16 protein-coding genes are annotated in these 17,398 nt (G+C 73.6%); 8 read left to right on the top strand and 8 right to left on the bottom strand.

Going from position 1 to position 17,398, the window contains the following annotated elements:
• Positions 1-507: adenosylcobinamide-GDP ribazoletransferase (locus ABZV94_RS23925; protein WP_356343418.1), on the bottom strand; the 507-nt coding region annotated here is incomplete at its 3' end.
• Positions 508-558: 51 nt separating this feature from the next.
• Here ABZV94_RS23925 and ABZV94_RS23920 point away from each other — a divergent pair.
• On the top strand, positions 559-1,323 hold the full coding sequence (locus ABZV94_RS23920; RefSeq protein ID WP_356343416.1) for a hypothetical protein: 765 nt from the start codon (positions 559-561) through the stop codon (positions 1,321-1,323).
• A gap of 319 nt (positions 1,324-1,642) precedes the next feature.
• Here ABZV94_RS23920 and ABZV94_RS23915 read toward each other — a convergent pair whose 3' ends face one another.
• From ABZV94_RS23915 to cobT, 3 genes are all read right to left on the bottom strand, one after another.
• Entirely contained in the window at positions 1,643-2,338 is a 696-nt protein-coding gene (locus tag ABZV94_RS23915; protein WP_356343413.1) for a hypothetical protein, read from the bottom strand.
• Positions 2,339-2,408: 70 nt separating this feature from the next.
• Positions 2,409-4,205 carry a phosphatidylglycerol lysyltransferase domain-containing protein gene (locus ABZV94_RS23910; RefSeq protein WP_356343411.1) on the bottom strand — a complete coding sequence of 599 codons (1,797 nt, stop codon included), beginning with the start codon at positions 4,203-4,205 and terminating at the stop codon, positions 2,409-2,411.
• 65 nt (positions 4,206-4,270) lie between these two features.
• On the bottom strand, positions 4,271-5,353 hold the full coding sequence (gene cobT / locus ABZV94_RS23905) for a nicotinate-nucleotide--dimethylbenzimidazole phosphoribosyltransferase (protein ID WP_356343409.1): 1,083 nt from the start codon (positions 5,351-5,353) through the stop codon (positions 4,271-4,273).
• 134 nt (positions 5,354-5,487) lie between these two features.
• Between cobT and ABZV94_RS23900 the strand changes: the two genes are divergently transcribed.
• Complete coding sequence (locus tag ABZV94_RS23900) at positions 5,488-6,471, top strand: class I SAM-dependent methyltransferase (RefSeq protein WP_356343406.1); 984 nt, start codon at positions 5,488-5,490, stop codon at positions 6,469-6,471.
• 40 nt (positions 6,472-6,511) lie between these two features.
• On the opposite strand, the gene ABZV94_RS23895 is transcribed toward ABZV94_RS23900, so the two are convergent.
• Complete coding sequence (locus tag ABZV94_RS23895) at positions 6,512-7,714, bottom strand: bifunctional adenosylcobinamide kinase/adenosylcobinamide-phosphate guanylyltransferase (RefSeq protein WP_356343404.1); 1,203 nt, start codon at positions 7,712-7,714, stop codon at positions 6,512-6,514.
• A gap of 127 nt (positions 7,715-7,841) precedes the next feature.
• Here ABZV94_RS23895 and ABZV94_RS23890 point away from each other — a divergent pair, with 127 nt between their 5' ends.
• Positions 7,842-8,051 (top strand): hypothetical protein, encoded by a 210-nt coding sequence (locus ABZV94_RS23890; RefSeq protein WP_356343402.1) that lies wholly within the window; start codon positions 7,842-7,844, stop codon positions 8,049-8,051.
• Positions 8,052-8,087: 36 nt separating this feature from the next.
• On the opposite strand, the gene ABZV94_RS23885 is transcribed toward ABZV94_RS23890, so the two are convergent.
• From ABZV94_RS23885 to ABZV94_RS23875, 3 genes are all read right to left on the bottom strand, one after another.
• Entirely contained in the window at positions 8,088-9,167 is a 1,080-nt protein-coding gene (locus tag ABZV94_RS23885) for a trypsin-like peptidase domain-containing protein (protein WP_356343399.1), read from the bottom strand.
• A gap of 56 nt (positions 9,168-9,223) precedes the next feature.
• Positions 9,224-9,925, bottom strand: coding sequence for a methyltransferase domain-containing protein (locus tag ABZV94_RS23880; RefSeq protein WP_356343397.1), 702 nt, complete (start codon positions 9,923-9,925; stop codon positions 9,224-9,226).
• 83 nt (positions 9,926-10,008) lie between these two features.
• Positions 10,009-10,638 carry a DUF3043 domain-containing protein gene (locus ABZV94_RS23875; RefSeq protein ID WP_356343395.1) on the bottom strand — a complete coding sequence of 210 codons (630 nt, stop codon included), beginning with the start codon at positions 10,636-10,638 and terminating at the stop codon, positions 10,009-10,011.
• A gap of 266 nt (positions 10,639-10,904) precedes the next feature.
• Between ABZV94_RS23875 and ABZV94_RS23870 the strand changes: the two genes are divergently transcribed.
• From ABZV94_RS23870 to ABZV94_RS23850, 5 genes are all read left to right on the top strand, one after another.
• A complete protein-coding gene (locus ABZV94_RS23870) occupies positions 10,905-11,684 on the top strand; it encodes a PspA/IM30 family protein (RefSeq protein ID WP_078611732.1) in 780 nt (259 codons plus the stop codon).
• A gap of 32 nt (positions 11,685-11,716) precedes the next feature.
• Complete coding sequence (locus ABZV94_RS23865; protein ID WP_356343393.1) at positions 11,717-11,995, top strand: hypothetical protein; 279 nt, start codon at positions 11,717-11,719, stop codon at positions 11,993-11,995.
• A gap of 182 nt (positions 11,996-12,177) precedes the next feature.
• Positions 12,178-13,413 (top strand): sensor histidine kinase, encoded by a 1,236-nt coding sequence (locus ABZV94_RS23860; protein ID WP_356343392.1) that lies wholly within the window; start codon positions 12,178-12,180, stop codon positions 13,411-13,413.
• On the top strand, positions 13,410-14,090 hold the full coding sequence (locus ABZV94_RS23855) for a response regulator transcription factor (RefSeq protein WP_356343390.1): 681 nt from the start codon (positions 13,410-13,412) through the stop codon (positions 14,088-14,090). The genes ABZV94_RS23860 and ABZV94_RS23855 overlap by 4 nt, the downstream gene beginning before the upstream one ends.
• 157 nt (positions 14,091-14,247) lie before the next feature.
• Positions 14,248-17,349, top strand: a complete 3,102-nt coding sequence (locus ABZV94_RS23850) for an efflux RND transporter permease subunit (protein WP_356343388.1) — start codon at positions 14,248-14,250, stop codon at positions 17,347-17,349.
• Positions 17,350-17,398 lie beyond the last annotated feature (49 nt).

The following is a 17,398-nucleotide window of genomic DNA, read 5'->3' as shown; positions in this document are numbered from 1 at the left end:
GGCCAGGGTGAGCGCCAGCCGGGCCGCGACCGCCGACGCGACGGCCGCCACGGCACCCCGGGCCCAGGAGCCGCCGTAGAGCTGCGCCAGCACGGCGACCTGGGCGAGCAGCACCAGGACGAGGGTGAGCACCCCGAACGGCCCGATGTCCGACTGCTTCATGATCCGGAGCGCGTCCTCGGCGGGCTTGCCGCTGCCCAGCCCGTCGGCGGTGTCGGCGAGCCCGTCCAGATGCAGCCCGCGGGTCAGCGCGGCCGGTACGGCGACCGAGGCGACGGCGGCGAGCAGCGGGCCCGCGCCGAGGAAGAGCAGCAGCAGGCCGAGTCCGGCCGCGCACCCGCCGACGACCAGCCCGGCCAGCGGCGCGCACAGCATGCCCCCGCGCGCGGCCCCCCGGTCCCAGCGGCGCACCCGGACCGGCAGCACGGTGAGCGTGCCGAAGGCGAAGCGGAGTCCGTCCCGGAGGGAGGACGGGGGAGTCGGGGAGGACGGGGACGACGTGAGCACCGGCGCAGGGTATCCGGCGACCGGCCCGGCCGGGAGGGATAAAGTGCGCACATGGGGCACTGGTGGGTGCGGAACATCGTCGAGCCGGGCAAGCTTCCGCTGCTGCTGGCCCTCGCCGCCTTCGTGCTGACCTTCGCCGTCACCCGGGTCATCACCCGCCTGATCAGGGCGGGCAAGGGGCCGTTCGGGAACGTCGAGGCGGGCGGGCTGCACATCCACCACGTCGTCCCCGGGGTCGTCCTCACCGTCGTCGGCGGGTTCGGCGCGGTGGCCAGCGACCGGCACGGCGCCGGCGGAGTCGTCTCGGCCGTGCTGTTCGGCATGGGAGCGGGCCTGGTCCTGGACGAGTTCGCGCTGATCCTGCACCTGGACGACGTCTACTGGACCGAGGAGGGCCGCAAGAGCGTCGAGGCCGTCGTGCTCACCGCCGCCCTGGTCGGCCTGTTGCTCGCCGGCTTCGTCCCGTTCGGCGTCAACGACCTCTCCCGGCAGGAGCTGGCCGACCGCGGCACGGTCATCTCCAACATCGTCGCGAACTTCCTCCTGTCCCTGGTCGCGCTGCACAAGGGCAAGGCCCGCACCGCGCTCTTCGGGGTGATCGTGCCGCTGGTGGCGCTCGTCGGCGCGCTCCGGCTCGCCCGTCCCGGCTCGCCGTGGGCCCGCCGCTTCTACGGCCGCCGCCCCCGCGCCCGCGCCAGGGCCGCTCTGCGCGCCTACCGGCACGACCGCCGCTGGGCACGGCGAAGCCGCGCCGTCCAGGACTGGATCGGCGGCAAGCCCGACCCACGCCCGGCACGCCTGCCCGGTCACCGTTGACCGGGGCGCGAGGGGAGAGGGCCGTGGCGCGGGGTCGCGTGCCGTAGGCGCGGTCCAGCTCGGCCGTCCCGGCTCGCCCGTGTCGGCTCGCCGTGGGTCCGCCGCTTCTACGGCCCCGCGTCTACCGGCATGACCGCCGTTCAGGGCTGGATCGGCGGCAAGCCCGCCCCACGCCCGGCACGCCTGCCCGGTCACCGTTGACCGGGGGCGCGAGGGGAGAGGGTCGTGGCGCGGTGCCGCGTGCTGTCGGCGCGGTACGGCCCGGCCGTGTCGGCTCGCCGCTTCTGCGGCCCCCCGGGCCTGCCGGCACGACCGCCGTCTAGGGCTGGATCGGCGGCAGGCCCGGCCCCCGGCCGGACAGGGCCGTGGCGCGGTGCCGTGAGGCCGTCAGCAGGCACAGCAGGCCCACCGCCATCAGCGCGGCCAGGTGCTCCTTGCCCGCCAGGTTCTCCTTGAGCAGCACCTCGACGACCATCGCCAGCGTCACCGCGCCCGCCGTCGTGTAGGCGCCGTACCGCCAGCACACGAACACCGCGAGCCCCACGACGGCCGCGGACGGGCCGGTGTCCACCACCTGGCCGTCGGTCCACGGCAGCCCGAACGGGGCGTGCGCGCCCAGGGTGATGCCGAGGCGCGCGTACAGGGTTCCGGCGAGCGTGGCGACGTAGGCGATGGTCAGCGTCCGCCACCAGCCCAGGCACAGCTCGGCGATCCCGAACACCAGCAGGATCTGTGCCAGCGCCCCCCACACCGGCAGGTCCAGCGCGGGCACGAACAGCGACAGGGGGGTGCGCAGCAGGGCGAGCCACAGCGGGTCGTCGGCCCGTACGGCACCCAGGTCCTGCACCAGCCGGTAGCCCCACGGCTGGTTCTGCACGTACTGCAGGAGCGCCGTCAGGCCCACCGCCGCCAGGGTCAACGGGGCCGCCACCAGGCCGCGTCCGCGCAGCGGGTCGCGCACGGCGGCGTACAGCGGCCCCCACTCGGCACGGGCCCACCGGGCCGGCGTCCTCATCGGACGCCCCTCCTCGAACGTTCCCCCGTCGAGCGTTCCGGCCATCGAGCGTTCCCCCGTCGAGCGTGTCTCATCGATGCGTGTCCAGGTGCCTGCGGTGCAGCCACTTCGGCAGTCCCGGCGCCTCCAGGAAGCCCTCCGCGCGGGCCGAGGCGAGGCCGATGCGCGGCAGGTCCGCGCTCTTCTCGAAGAGCAGGAACCGCGGCTCCCAGATGGGCCGGTACTTGGCGTTGGCGCGGTACAGCGACTCGATCTGCCACCAGCGCGAGAAGAAGCTGAGCAGCGACCGCCACAGCCTCAGCACCGGTCCCGCACCGAGGCGCGCGCCACGTTCGAAGACCGACCTGAACATCGCGAAGTTGAGTGAGACCTGCGTGATCCCGATCTCGTCGGCCCGCCGCAGCAGCTCGATGACCATGAACTCCATGAGCCCGTTGTCGGAGTCCCGGTCCCGCCGCATCAGGTCCAGGGACAGCCCGTGCGGCCCCCACGGCACGAAGGACAGCAGCGCCCGCGGCCGGCCCTCGGCGTCCGTGCACTCCAGCATCACGCACCGGCCGTCCTCGGGGTCGCCGAGCCGGCCGAGCGCCATGCTGAAGCCGCGCTCGGTGGCGCCGTCCCGCCAGTCGTCGGCTCGCTCCACGAGGCGCGCCATCTCGTCGGCCGGGATGTCCTCGTGCCGGCGGATGCGCACCCGGTACCCGGCCCGTTTCACCCGGTTGTACGCCTGCCGCACGGTGCGCATCGCCCGGCCCTCCAGGGTGAAGTCGGCGACCTCCACGACCGCCTCGTCCCCGAGTTCCAGCGCGTCGAGTCCGTGCCGGGCGTAGACGGTCCCGGCCTCCTCGCTCGCCCCCATGACCGCCGGGATCCACCCGTGCGCCCGCGCCTGGGCGAGCCAGGGGACGATCGCCCCCGGCCAGGCCTCCGGGTCCCCGATCGGATCCCCGGACGCGAGACTCACCCCGCCGACCACCCGGTAGGCGACGGCGGCCTTCCCGGTCGGCGACCACACCACGCTCTTCTCCCGGCGCAGCGCGAAGTAGCCGAGCGAGTCGCGGTCGCCGTGCCGCTCCAGCAGTGCCCGCAGCCGCTTCTCGTCCTCCTCGCCGAGCGGGTCGACGGCCCGCCGGGACCGGAAGGCGGCGTAGAACACGGCGAGGACCAGGGCGGTGCTGAGCACGTTGATCGCCACGTTGGCCCAGTTGGGCGGGTCGATCCCGGGGAAGTGGGACTCCTCGGCGGCCACCGACACCAGGCGCAGGGTGCCGTAGTGCCAGCGCTCCGGGAACGTCGAGCGGGCCGCGTCCGGCGCCTGGTTGGTGACCGTCACCAGCAGCCCGGCCAGCAGGCTCGCCGCCGCCCCGCCGCCGACGGCCACCGTGGCCGCGAGCCGGGGATTGGACCGGTCGCCCTTGGCGTAGAACTCCCGGCGGCCGGCGAGCAGCGCGCCGACGAAGGCGGCCGTCAGCGCGAGGGAGACCCAGTTCTGCGGGTACCGGCGGATCTCCGGGAAGGCCATGGCGAACGCGAACAGCGCCAGGAAGAGCCCGCTCATCACCAGGTTGAGGATCCACGCCGCCCGCTTGCGGCGCCGCATGGTGATCGCGAGGAACGCGGTGAACACACCGGAGGCGAAGCCGGCCGTCAGCAGGTACGGCGTGAAGAAGTCGTCCTGGTTGTGCCGGCGCACGTCCTGGCCGAGCGAGACCCAGACCGCGCTGAGGAAGTTGACGAAGGCGACGGTCCGCAGGTACCAGACGGCGAACGCGGCGGCCCTCCGAGAGGCCCCGGTGGACCGCCGCGCCCGCTCACCCGTCCGCGCCGCCTCGGCTCGCTGCTCCACGGCAATTCGGACATCTCCCATGGGTCAGGATCATATGGGTGCGGCTCCGGCGAACCGCACTTTTCAGCCTGTCGGCGGCACCGGCCTCACCTTTCCTTCTCCTCCTCCGGCTCCTCCCCGGCCGCCGGCCTCACGGGCAGCTCCGCGGCCAGCGCGGCGGCGCTCCGCACCAGCGGCAGCGCCAGCAGCGCGCCGACGCCCTCGCCGACCCTCACCCCCTGCTCCAGCAGCGGTTCCAGGGCCATCCGGTCCAGCGCCTTCGCCTGCCCCGGCTCCCCGCTGTCGTGCCCGGCCAGCCACCAGTCGGGCGCCCGGAAGGCGACCCGCTGCGCGACCAGCGCGCACGCGGCGGCCACCACTCCGTCGAGGATCACCGGCAGCTTCCGCACCGCGCACTGGAGCAGGAACCCGGTCATCGCCGCCAGGTCCGCCCCGCCCACGGCCGCCAGCAGCTGCAGCTGGTCCCCGAGCACCGGCCGGGCCCGCCGCAGCGCGTCCCGGATCGCCGCGCACTTGCGCATCCACGCCAGGTCGTCGATCGCCTCCCCGCCCCGCCCGGTCACCGCGGACGCGTCGGTGCCGCACAGCGCGGCGATCAGCACCGCCGCCGGCGTGGTCCCGCCGACGCTGACATCGCCGAGCACCACCAGGTCGGTCCCCGAGTCGGCCTCCTCGTCGGCGACCGCGACACCCGCCCGCAGCGCGGCCTCGGCCTCCTCCAGGGTGAGCGCGTCCTCGATGTCGATACGGCCGCTGCCCCGCCGCACCCGGTGCCGCACGACGTCCTTCGGGAAGGCGTCCGGCGCGCAGTCCAGGGCCATGTCCACGACCCGTACGGGCACCTCCAGCCGGCGCGCCAGCACGGCCACCGGGCTCGCGCCCTCCAGCACCGCGCGCACCAGCTGTTCCGCACCGCCCGCGGGCCGTGCCGACACGCCGAGCTCCGCCACGCCGTGGTCGCCGGCGAACAGCACCACCCGGGGCCGCTCGACCGGGCGCACCGGCACGGTGCCGCGCGCGGCGGCCAGCCATTCGCCCAGCTCGTCCAGGCGGCCCAGCGCTCCCGGCGGCACGATCTGGCGCTCCCGCCGGGCCTCGGCGTCACGGCGCACGCCCCCGTCCGGGCGCTCGATCAGATCGGTGAAGTCGTCCAGATTAAGGCTGCTCATTCGCCGAACAGTACCGCCAGCGGGCGAACGCGCCCGCGCCACATCGCCACCACACCCCCACGACGTCTTTGCACCTCACAGCGTGATCCCATACGTTCCGGTTTGCCGCGGAATGTCGCACAGGGAGCACGCCCATGCCGACCTCGCCCCTCACCCCGCAGATCACCACCCCCCACGACCCCTTCCAGGAGCCCCGCCGCGAGGACTGCCCCTGGTGCGGTTCCCCCCGCCTGCGCACCCGGCTGCGCGCCCCCGACCCGCTGCGCCACCGGGCGGGCAGGTTCGTCCTCGACGCGTGCCGGGACTGCGGCCACGCCTTCCAGAACCCCCGGCTCAGCGCGGAGGGACTCGCCTTCTTCCACCGCGACTTCTACGAAAGACACCTGGCGGAGTTCGCCGCGCAGGTCCTCCCCGCCCGGGCGGTCCGCCGCCGGCACCGCGGCGCCGCCCGGCGGCTGTCCGCGCTGCGGGAACCGGAGAGCTGGCTCGACGTCGGCACCGGCCACGCCCGGTTTCCCGAGGCGGCGAAGGAGTTCTTCCCCTACACCAGCTTCGACGGACTCGACCCGACGGCCCGGGTGGAGCAGGCGCTGCTGGAGGGGCGGGTGGAGGAGGCGCACCGCGGCTATCTCACGACCCCCGGGATGGCTGCCCGGCTGCGCGCCCGCTACGACGTCGTCACCATGTTCCACCATCTCCAGCACGCCCCCGACCCGCGCGCCGAACTGCGCGCCGCGCTGACCGTGCTGCGCCGCGGTGGCCACCTGGTCGTCGAAGTCCCGGATCCGCGTTGCCTGTTCGCCACGCTGCTGGGCAGATGGTGGCTGCCGTACGGCCAGCCGCGCCACCTGCACCTGGTGCCGCTCGCCAACCTCCGTGCGGAACTGCGGTCCCTGGGCTGCACGATCCTGGTCACGGACCGCGCGGCCCCGCACGTGCCGTACGACCTCTCGGCGGCCGTCGCCCTCGCCGTGGCCCAGGCCCACCCGGTCGTCCAGCTCGCGGCGATCCCCGTCCAGGCCCTGGCCGCGGCCCTGGACCACGGGGGCGCCCCGCTGTTCCGCCGCACCCGCTTCTCCAACGCCTACCGGGTGGTGGCGCGCAAGGACGGGGGATGACGGCGGTCCGCCGGGCGGGTGCCCGCGGGGGCGCGGCCCGTCAGCCCCTCAGCACCAGCGCCTGGCCCGCCACCACCAGCAGGACCTGCTCGCACTCGTTCGCGAACGCCGCGTTCAGCCGGCCCAGTTCGTCCCGGTAGCGGCGGCCGGAAGCCGTCGCCGGGACGATGCCGGAGCCGACCTCGTTGGACACCGCCACCACGGTCCGCCGGGTCCCCCGCACCGCGGCCGTCAGCTCCCGCACCCGCTCCCGCAGCGCCTTCTCACCCCCGCCCGCCCACGCCGCGTCGTCCCACGCCTCCACGGAATCCATCGCGTCCGTCAGCCACAGCGACAGGCAGTCGATCAGCACCGGCGGCCCGTCCTGCGCGAGCACCGGCACCAGGTCCGTCGTCTCCGCCGTACGCCACGACCCCGGCCGCCGCTCCCGGTGCACGGCCACCCGGGAGGCCCACTCGGTGTCCCCGCCCCGTGTGCCGCCCGTCGCCACGTACAGCACCTCCGGGAACGTCTCCAGCCGCCGCTCCGCCTCCACCGACTTGCCCGAGCGCGCCCCGCCCAGCACCAGCGTCCGCCGCGGCACGTCCGGCACCTCCTCGTACGCCCCGACCACCAGCGTCGTACCGTCCGGCACCGCCCGCGCCCCCGCCGCCGCGAGCCGGCGCCGCAACTCCGGGCCGGGCGGCACGTCGTGGTCCAGGTGGACGGCGAGCACATCCGTCGTGGGGCCGACCGAGCCGGCCGCGCGGAGCCGGGCGAGCGCGTCGGGACGGCCCACGACGTCCGCGAGGAGCATGTCGTACGACTCCGCCGTCGCCCCCTCCAGGCCCGCCGGCGCCCCGCCCGGCGGCAGATACAGCAGCCGCTGCCCGTCCGGCCCGGTCACCGCGTACCCGGTGCCGCCCGCGTCCATCGCCACCGCCCGCACCCGATGCCCCGTCAGCAGCGCCAACTCCCGCCCGTCCGGGACCCGCCCGGGCTGCGGCAGCCCGGCCGGGACCTCCACCGCCGGGCCGTCGTGCGGATGCGACAGCAGCACCTGCCGTACCCCGCCCAGCGACTGCCCGGCGCGGGCCGCCGCGAACGCCGCGCCCGGCGTCAGGTCCAGCAGCAGCGTCCCGTCCACGAGCGCCGCGGTCGCGGCCCGCGCGTCCGGCCCGAGCGCGCTCGCGCACGCGGCACAGGAACAGTCGGGGCGAGGCAGTCCCGCCGGGGCACCGGTACCGAGCAGAGTCACGTCCACGGACTGATTTTCGCCTGCCCCCGAACGTCTCGCGCGACCGGCCACCCGGATGATCCACCGCCTCTAACGGCGGGCCCGGTGCAGCGCATACGCTGCGGGGGCAGGTGTCGGATCGAAGGAGGCCCAGATGACGGCATGGACGTGGCGGTTCGAGAAGGCCGACGGGACGGAGGTCCAGCCGGCCGTGCAGCCCGAGGAGTTCACCACGCAGGGGGATGCCGAGTCCTGGATCGGCGAGCACTGGAAGGCACTGCTGGACGGCGGGGCCGACCAGGTGCGGCTGTTCGAGGAGACGAACGAGATCTACGGGCCGATGAGCCTGCACGCCGACGCGTGACCCGACAGTGAACGGGGTGAGGAGGGGGCACCCTCCTCACTGCTCGCCCAGTGTCACCTCGACCGTCTTCTCGGTGCCGTCCCGCTGGTAGGTCACCGTGGTGCGCCGGCCCGGCTTGTCGTCCGCCAGCGCCTCGGCGAGTGAGGTGATGGTGGTGACGGGCCGGTCACCCACCGCGGTGATGATGTCGCCGGCGCGCAGGCCCGCCCGGTCGGCCGCGCCGCCGGCGCGGGCGGTGACCACCGCGACCCCGCTCGGCTGGTAGCGGTCGTTCACGACCGTCCGCGCGGTGATGTCCAGGGCCGCCCGCCCGGACTCGACGACCTTCCCCTCCCGGACGATCTGGTCGGCGACCGTCCGCACCATGGACCCCGGGATCGCGAACCCGATGCCGGGCGCCGCGCTGTTCCCGAAGGTCGGGTCGGCCGCCGCGAGCGTCGGGATGCCGATCACCCGCCCGTCGAGGTCGACGAGCGCGCCGCCGCTGTTGCCGGGGTTGATCGCGGCCGAGGTCTGCACCATGTTCGCGATCGTCGCGCCCGTACCGCCGCCCGAGTCACCCTCGCTGACGGTCCGTCCGGTCGCCGAGACGATGCCCTGGGTCACGCTGGACGACAGCCCGAGCGGCGACCCCATGGCCAGCACGATCTGACCGACCTGCACCTTCTCGGTCTCCCCGAACACCGCCGGCTTCAGCCCGTCCGGCACCTTGTCCAGCCGGACCACGGCGAGATCCTGCTCGGGGTAGGAGTAGACCAGGCTCGCGGTGAGCGGTTCCTCGTTGTTGGCCGTGGTCACCTGGAAGGTCTTCTCCGACCCGACCACGTGCGCGTTGGTGACGATGTGCCCCTTGTCGTCGTACACCACCCCGGAGCCCAGGTCCCGGCTCGCCTGGATCTGCACGACCGACGGCAGGACCTCCCGGATGACCTTCTGGTACTGGCTCTGCAGGTCGTTCGCGGTCATCGGCAGGGCCGCCCGGGTGGCGGCCGCGGTGTCCCGTCCGGCCTCGGCGGCGGGGGCGGTGCAGCCGGCGGCGAGGGCCGCGCAGCACACCAGGGCCACGGCCAGGACCGCTCTTGGGAGGGCACGCGTGCGGGTACGGGAAGCGTCCATGTCCCGAGTCTCACCGCGCGGTGATCACCCGTCCCGCGCTGTTCCCCCGAACGTGCTCAGCCCCGTACCCCGCACAGGTGCAGCAGCGCGGCCACCCCGCGGTAGGGGTCCGTGCGGCCGGCCCGCTCCTCGACCGCGAGCAGTGTCTCCAGGTCGTCCGGGACCGCCGCGCCGTCCGCCGCCGTGTCCGTGAAGACCCGGACGCCGTACCAGGCGTGCAGCGGGGCGGCGATGCCGTCGAGGGTGGCGGTGAGGGCCGCGAGCCGGTCGGCCCGGACGTCGAGACCGAGGCGGTTGCGGTAGGAGGTGGTGTCGAAGGCGGCCAGGGCGGAGGACCAGTCCCCGGACAGGCCCGGCCGCATGGCGAGCGCGTCGCCGTTGCGGACCAGGAGGGAGAGGAGGCCGCCGGGCGCCAGCACCCGGGCCAGGCCCGCCACCAGCGGATCGGGCTCCTCCACGTACATCAGCACGCCGTGGCACAGCACCACGTCGAAGCTGCCCGGCAGGAAGTGCACACCGGTGTCCCGCCCGTCGCCCTGCACCAGCCGCACCCGCTCCCGGATGCCCTCCGGCTCCCGGGCCACGGCCTCCCGCGCGGCGGCGATCATCGTCGCGTCCTGCTCGACCCCGGTCACATGGTGGCCGAGCCGGGCCAGCCGCAGCGCCTGCGTGCCCTGGCCCATCCCCACGTCGAGCACCCGCAGCCGCTGCCCGACCGGGAACCGCCCGGCTATCTGCTCGTCCAGCTGCCGGGTCACCAGTTCCTGGCGTACGACATCCCGCAGGCCGCCCAGCTTCTCCAGCCAGGCATCGGCCGCGCCCCCGGTGAAAGCGTCAGCGCTCAGGGCCGCTCTCCGCGCTTGACCTGCGGCTTCGGCAGCCGGAGCCGGCGTACCTGCAAGGACCGCATCAGCGCGTAGGCGACGGCGCCGCGCGTGTTCTCGTCCGGGAAGCGCTCCCTCAGCCGCTTCTTCAGCCGGAAGCCGCTGACCGCCCCGTCCAGCACGATCAGCACGATCACGATCAGCCACAGCAGCAGCGCGATGCTCTGGATCGCGGGCACCCGCACCACGCTCAGCACCAGGATGACCACGGCGAGCGGCAGGAAGAACTCCGCCACGTTGAACCGCGAGTCCACCCAGTTCCGGGCGAACTTGCGGACCGGGCCCTTGTCCCGGGCCGGCAGGTACCGCTCGTCGCCGCTGGCCAGCGCCTGGCGCTGCCGCTCCAGGGCTTGGCGCCGCTCCTCGCGCTGGCGCTTCGCGGCCTCCTTGCGGTTCGTCGGCGTATGGGCGACGCTGCGGCGCTGGGACTGGGCCTCACTGCGCTTGGGCGTGGGCCTGCCCTTCGGGGCCTGCGGGTCGCGGGGCTGCTTGGAGAGGGTCACCGGCGCCTTGTCGGCGGTCGGGGCCTTCTCTTCCTTGGCACGGCTACGGAACACAAAACCCAAGGGTAAGGGCTGCACCGGCATGGACCCCAGTCCGGTGGGGAACGATCCGGCAACACCGGACGTCTCTAGGGGGACAGAGGGGACACACAGAGGGCTTCCGGCGGTGTCAGGGGGGATCACCTACTCCCTGCGCCGGAGCGGTACGCACCGCAGTCGTCCTCGGGGATGAGCGCATCACCCCGCGAACAGTGCGGTAATGGAAGCAGGGCCCGTACTGTGGGTCCTGTCGCAGGATCTGTGAGCTGGAGTCCGTCAGAAGGGGGCGCGCGAAGCCCATGAGCGGTGTCATGAAGCGTATGGGGATGATCTTCCGCGCGAAGGCGAACAAGGCCCTTGACCGGGCCGAGGACCCGCGCGAGACCCTCGATTACTCGTACCAGAAGCAGCTGGAGCTGCTCCAGAAGGTCCGCCGTGGCGTCGCCGACGTGGCCACGTCCCGCAAGCGCCTGGAACTCCAGCTCAACCAGTTGCAGCAGCAGTCCTCCAAGCTGGAGGACCAGGGCCGCAAGGCGCTCGCGCTCGGCCGTGAGGACCTGGCCCGCGAGGCGCTGTCCCGCCGCGCCGCCCTCCAGCAGCAGGTGACGGACCTCGAAACCCAGCACGCGACCCTCCAGGGCGAGGAGGAGAAGCTCACCCTGGCGGCTCAGCGCCTCCAGGCCAAGGTGGACGCCTTCCGTACGAAGAAGGAGACCATCAAGGCCACCTACACCGCCGCCCAGGCCCAGACCCGCATCGGCGAGGCCTTCTCCGGCATCTCCGAGGAGATGGGCGACGTCGGCCTCGCCATCCAGCGCGCCGAGGACAAGACCGCCCAGCTCCAGGCCCGGGCCGGCGCCATCGACGAACTGCTCGCCTCCGGAGCCCTGGACGACCAGTCCGGCATGCACAAGGACGACATCCAGGCCGAGCTGGACCGGCTCTCCGGTGGTACGGATGTAGAGCTGGAACTGCAGCGCATGAAGGCCGAGCTGGCCGGGGGCTCCCCGCAGCAGGCCATCGAGGGCGGCACCGGTCAGGGGCAGTCCCAGCAGCAGCCGCAGGACACCCCGCGCTTCGACAAGCAGTAGCCGGCGCCGGGGCCCGAGCCGAGGAGGCCGACGTGATCGTACGGATCATGGGGGAGGGCCAGGTGACGCTGGACGACTCCCACGTCGTCGAGCTGAACAAGCTGGACGACGAGCTGCTGGAGGAGATGGAGCACGGCGACGAGGAGGGCTTCCGCCGCACGCTCGGCGCCCTCCTCGACTCCGTCCGCCGGCTCGGCACCCCGCTGCCGGACGACGCGCTGGAACCCTCCGAGCTGATCCTCCCGTCGCCGGACGCGACGCTGGAGGAGGTCCGGGAGATGCTCAGCGACGAGGGGCTGATCCCCGGCTGAGCGCTGACGGTGCCCTGGGGCGCGCGGTGCCTGGCGGCCGGGGTGCCTGGCGGCCGGGGTGCCGTGCGGGTCGCGTGGGGCTGGTCGCGCAGTTCCCCGCGCCCCTTCGGGCGCCCTCCCGGGTACCGCGAGTGGCCGGCGCCCTGCCGGCGGCCGGTGCCGGGCCCGTACTGTGGCACACCGTGAGCACTCTCGAACGCGCCCGGTGCGGCCTCAAGGCGCACCCCCTGGCGGCGGACGCGGCGCTCGCCGCCGGCGTGCTGGCCTGCATGTTCGCCGGTTCCTTCGCCGCTCCCCAGGGCCACCACGGTCTGACCTGGGACGCCCACGCCCCCGCCGTCCTCAGTCTCGTCCTCATGCTGGCCGGCGCGGCGGCGCTCGTCTTCCGGCGCCGGGCACCCAAGACGGTCCTCGCCGTCACCGGCACGGTCTCCCTCGTCGAGTGCGTCACCGGCGATCCCCGCGCGCCCGTCGCGATGTCCGCCGTCATCGCCCTGTTCACCGTCGCCGCGAGCACCGACCGCTCCACCACCTGGCGTCTCGGCCTGCTCACCATGACCGTGCTGACGGCGGCGGCCATGCTCGCCGGGCCGCTGCCCTGGTACGCCCAGGAGAACCTCGGTGTGCTCGCCTGGACGGGCATCGGCGCCAGCGCCGGCGACGCCGTGCGCAGCCGCCGCGCGGTCGTCCAGGCCATCCGGGACCGGGCCGAGCGCGCCGAACGCACCCGGGAGGAGGAGGCCCGCCGCAGGGTCGCCGAGGAGCGGCTGCGGATCGCCCGCGACCTGCACGACGTCGTCGCCCACCACATCGCCCTCGTGAACGTGCAGGCCGGGGTCGCCGCGCACGTCATGGACAGGCGGCCCGACCAGGCCAAGGAGGCCCTCGCGCACGTCCGTGAGGCCAGCCGCAGCGCGCTCGACGAACTCCGCGCCACCGTCGGTCTGCTCCGCCAGAGCGGGGACCCGGAGGCCCCCACCGAACCCGCCCCGGGCCTGAGCCGCCTGGAGGAGCTGGCCGACACCTTCCGCAGCGCGGGCCTGCCGGTGTCCGTGGCCCGCGCCGACCAGGGCACCGAACTGCCCGCCGCCGTCGACCTGGCCGCCTACCGCATCGTCCAGGAGGCGCTGACCAATGTGCGCAAGCACGCGGGACCCGAGGCCGAGGCCGAGGTGAGCGTCGTACGCGTCGGGCCGAACGTGGAGGTCACCGTCCTGGACGACGGCCCGGGCAAGCCCGGCGCCCCCGAGGCCGGCCGCGCCCCCGAGGCCGGCGGCGGGCACGGGCTGCTCGGGATGCGCGAGCGGGTCACCGCCCTGGGCGGCACCCTGACCACCGGACCCCGTTACGGCGGCGGCTTCCGCGTCCATGCGATCCTGCCGGTCAAGACGACGACGGCCCAGGGGGAGCCCGTATGACCATCCGTGTCCTGCTCGCCGACGACCAGGCACTGCTGCGCAGCGCGTTCCGGGTGCTGGTCGACTCCGAGCCCGACATGGAGGTGGTCGGGGAGGCCTCCGACGGCGCGGAAGCCGTCCGGCTGGCCAAGGAGCACGGCCCCGACGTCGTCCTCATGGACATCCGGATGCCCGGCACCGACGGCCTCGCCGCCACCCGGCAGATCGGCGCCGACCCGTCCCTCGCACGGGTCCGCGTGGTCATCCTGACCACCTTCGAGGTCGACGACTACGTCGTGCGGGCGCTGCGCGCCGGTGCCTCCGGCTTCCTGGGCAAGGGCAGCGAGCCGGAGGAACTGCTGAACGCCATCCGGGTCGCGGCCGGCGGTGAGGCCCTGCTGTCTCCCGCCGCCACCAAGGGACTGATCGCCCGCTTCCTCGCCCGGGGCGACGACGGCGACGGCCTCGACCCCGTCCGCTCCGAGCGGCTCGCCGCCCTCACCGGCCGGGAGCGTGAGGTCCTCGTGCAGGTCGCCGGCGGCCACTCCAACGACGAGATCGCCGAGCGGCTGGCGGTCAGCCCGCTGACGGTGAAGACGCACGTCAACCGGGCCATGGCGAAGCTGGGCGCGCGGGACCGGGCCCAGCTCGTCGTCATCGCGTACGAGTCGGGGCTGGTACGTCCGAGGACGGACTGATCTCCACCCGCGTCTACTGCGCGCGGAGTAGGGACCCGGTAAAGGAACGGGACCTGGGGCCTACGGAACGGGCCCCCGGCATGGCTCAGGGTGGTCGAGTGGGCGCTCACCTGCGTCCTCGCCGCTTCTGCCGCTCCCAGAAGAAAGACCCTGATCCATGTCCTGGCTGTCCAGGTTCAGCCTCGCGCAACGCGCCCTCGTCGGGCTCGTGTCCCTCATCGCCCTCGCCTTCGGGCTGATCGCGATACCCCAGATCAAGCAGCAGCTGCTGCCCACCATCGAACTGCCCATGGTGTCGGTCATCGCGCCGTACCAGGGTGCCTCGCCCGACGTGGTCGAGAAGCAGGTCGTCGAGCCCATCGAGAACAACCTGCAGGGCGTCGACGGCGTCACCGGTGTCACCTCCACCGCCAGTGAGGGCAACGCCGTGATCATGGCGTCCTTCGACTACGGCAACGACACCGAGCGGATCGTCTCCGACGTCCAGCAGGCCGTGAACCGGGCCCGCAACCAGCTCCCGGACGACGTCGACCCGCAGGTCGTCTCCGGTTCCACGGACGACATGCCGACCGTGGTCCTCGCCGTCACCTCCGACAAGGACCAGCAGGCGCTCGCCGACCAGCTGGACACGACGGTCGTACCGGCCCTGAAGGACATCGACGGCGTCGGCCGCGTCCAGGTCACCGGCGTCCGCGACCTCCAGGTCACCGTCACCCCGGACGACGCGAAGCTCGCGCGGGCCGGCCTCACCCCGGCCGCGCTCGGCCAGGCCCTCCAGGCGGGCGGCGCCACCGTGCCGGCCGGCTCCTTCGACGAGGACGGCGCCAACCGCACCGTCCAGGTCGGCGGCGGCTTCACCTCGCTGAAGCAGATCAAGGACCTGATGGTCAGCGGCGAGGGCGCGAAGCGGCCGGTGCGTCTGGGCACCGTGGCCACCGTGAAGGAGCAGCCGGCCCCGGCCGACTCCCTCACCCGCACCGACGGCCGGCCCAGCCTCGCCGTCACCGTCACGATGGACCGCGACGGCAGCGCGGTCTCCATCTCGAACGCGGTCGAGGACAAACTGCCCGGCCTGCGCGCGGACCTCGGCGCGGGCGCGAAGCTCACGGTGGTCAGCGACCAGGGCCCGGCCGTGTCCAAGTCCATCAAGGGCCTGACCACGGAGGGCGCGCTCGGCCTGCTCTTCGCGGTCCTGGTGATCCTGGTCTTCCTCGCGTCGGTCCGCTCGACGCTGGTGACGGCGGTCTCCATCCCGCTGTCGGTGGTGCTGGCCCTGATCGTGCTGTGGACGCGCGGCCTGTCCCTGAACATGCTCACGCTCGGCGCGCTGACCATCGCCATCGGCCGGGTCGTCGACGACTCGATCGTGGTCCTGGAGAACATCAAGCGGCACCTCGGCTACGGCGAGGAGCGCGGGGAGGCGATCCTCACGGCGGTGCGCGAGGTGGCCGGCGCGGTCACCTCCTCCACCCTCACCACGGTCGCCGTGTTCCTGCCGATCGGCCTGGTCGGCGGCATGGTGGGCGCCCTGTTCGGCTCGTTCAGCCTCACGGTGACGGCGGCCCTGCTGGCCTCCCTGGTCGTGTCGCTGACGGTCGTGCCGGTCCTGTCGTACTGGTTCCTGCGCGCGCCCAAGGGCACCCCCGCGGACGCGGCGCTGGCCCGCCGTGAGGCCGAGGAGAAGGAGGCCGGCAGCCGCCTGCAGCGGGCGTACGTGCCCGTCCTGCGGTTCGCGACGCGCCGCCGGCTCACCAGCGTGCTCATCGCGGTCGCCGTCCTGGTCGTCACGTTCGGCATGTCCGGCCTGCTGAAGACGAACTTCTTCGACCAGGGCGACCAGGAAGTCCTCACCGTCAAGCAGGAGCTGAAGCCCGGTACCAGCCTCGCCGCCACCGACGCGCAGGCCAGGCGGGTGGAGAAGCTGCTCGCCTCCACGGAGGGCGTGAAGGACTACCAGGTCACCGTGGGCTCGTCCGGTTTCATGGCGGCCTTCGGCGGTGGCACCGACACCAACCAGGCGTCGTACCAGGTGATGCTGAAGGACTCCGCGTCCTACGACGACGTGCGCAAGCACCTGGAGGACGGTCTGAAGAAGCTGAAGGGCGCCGGTACGACCACCGTGTCGGCCGGTGACGGCTTCGGCGACCAGGACCTGAGCGTGGTGGTCAAGGCGTCCGACCCCGAGGCGCTGCGGACGGCGGCGGAGCAGGTCCGCTCCACCGTCGCCGGCCTCGACCACGTCACGGACGTCACCAGCGACCTCGCGCAGAGCGTGCCGCGGATCTCGGTCAGGGCGAACGCCAGGGCGGCGGCGGCCGGGTTCGACGACCAGAAGCTGGGCGCCGCGGTGGCGCAGGCCGTGCGCGGTACGACGGCGGCCAAGGCGGTCCTCGACGACACCGAGCGGGACGTCGTCGTGAAGCCGGCCAAGCCCGCGACCACGCTGGCCCGGCTGAAGGCGCTGCGTCTCGGTCCGGTGAAGCTCGGTGACATCGCCACGGTGAAGCTCGTGGACGGGCCGGTGTCCATGACCCGTATCGACGGGCAGCGCGCCGCCACGATCACGGCCAAGCCGACGGGTGACAACACCGGTGCGGTCAGCAGCAGGCTCCAGTCGAAGATCAAGGACCTGAAGCTGCCGGCGGGTGCCACGGCCGAGATCGGCGGTGTGTCCTCCGACCAGGACGACGCGTTCAAGAACCTGGGCCTGGCCATGCTGGCGGCCATCGCGATCGTCTTCATGCTGCTGGTCGCGACGTTCCGCTCGCTCGCCCAGCCGCTGATCCTGCTGGTCTCCATCCCGTTCGCGGCGACGGGCGCGATCGGTCTGCTGGTCGCCACCGGCACCCCGATGGGCGTGCCCGCGATGATCGGCATGCTGATGCTGATCGGCATCGTGGTGACCAACGCGATCGTGCTGATCGACCTGATCAACCAGTACCGGGCGCAGGGGTACGGCGTGGTGGAGGCCGTGATCGAGGGCGGCCGGCACCGGCTCCGCCCGATCCTCATGACGGCGCTGGCGACGATCTTCGCCCTGCTTCCCATGGCTCTGGGGGTCACCGGCGAGGGCGGCTTCATCGCCCAGCCCCTCGCCGTGGTCGTCATCGGCGGCCTGATCACCTCCACCCTGCTGACGCTCCTGCTGGTCCCGACGCTCTACGCGATGCTGGAGCTCCGCAAGGAGCGGCGGGCGAGGAAGCGGGCGGCGAAGAACCGGCCGGCAGGACAGAGGACGCCGGAGCCGGCCGGCGTGTGACGGCATGACGAAGGGCCGGGTCTCCTCGTCTCCTCGGAGATCCGGCCCT

The sequence above is a fragment of the Streptomyces sp. NPDC004658 genome, from assembly GCF_040609555.1.
Taxonomy (GTDB): domain Bacteria; phylum Actinomycetota; class Actinomycetes; order Streptomycetales; family Streptomycetaceae; genus Streptomyces.
This window is presented reverse-complemented; position numbering and strand designations above follow the sequence as displayed.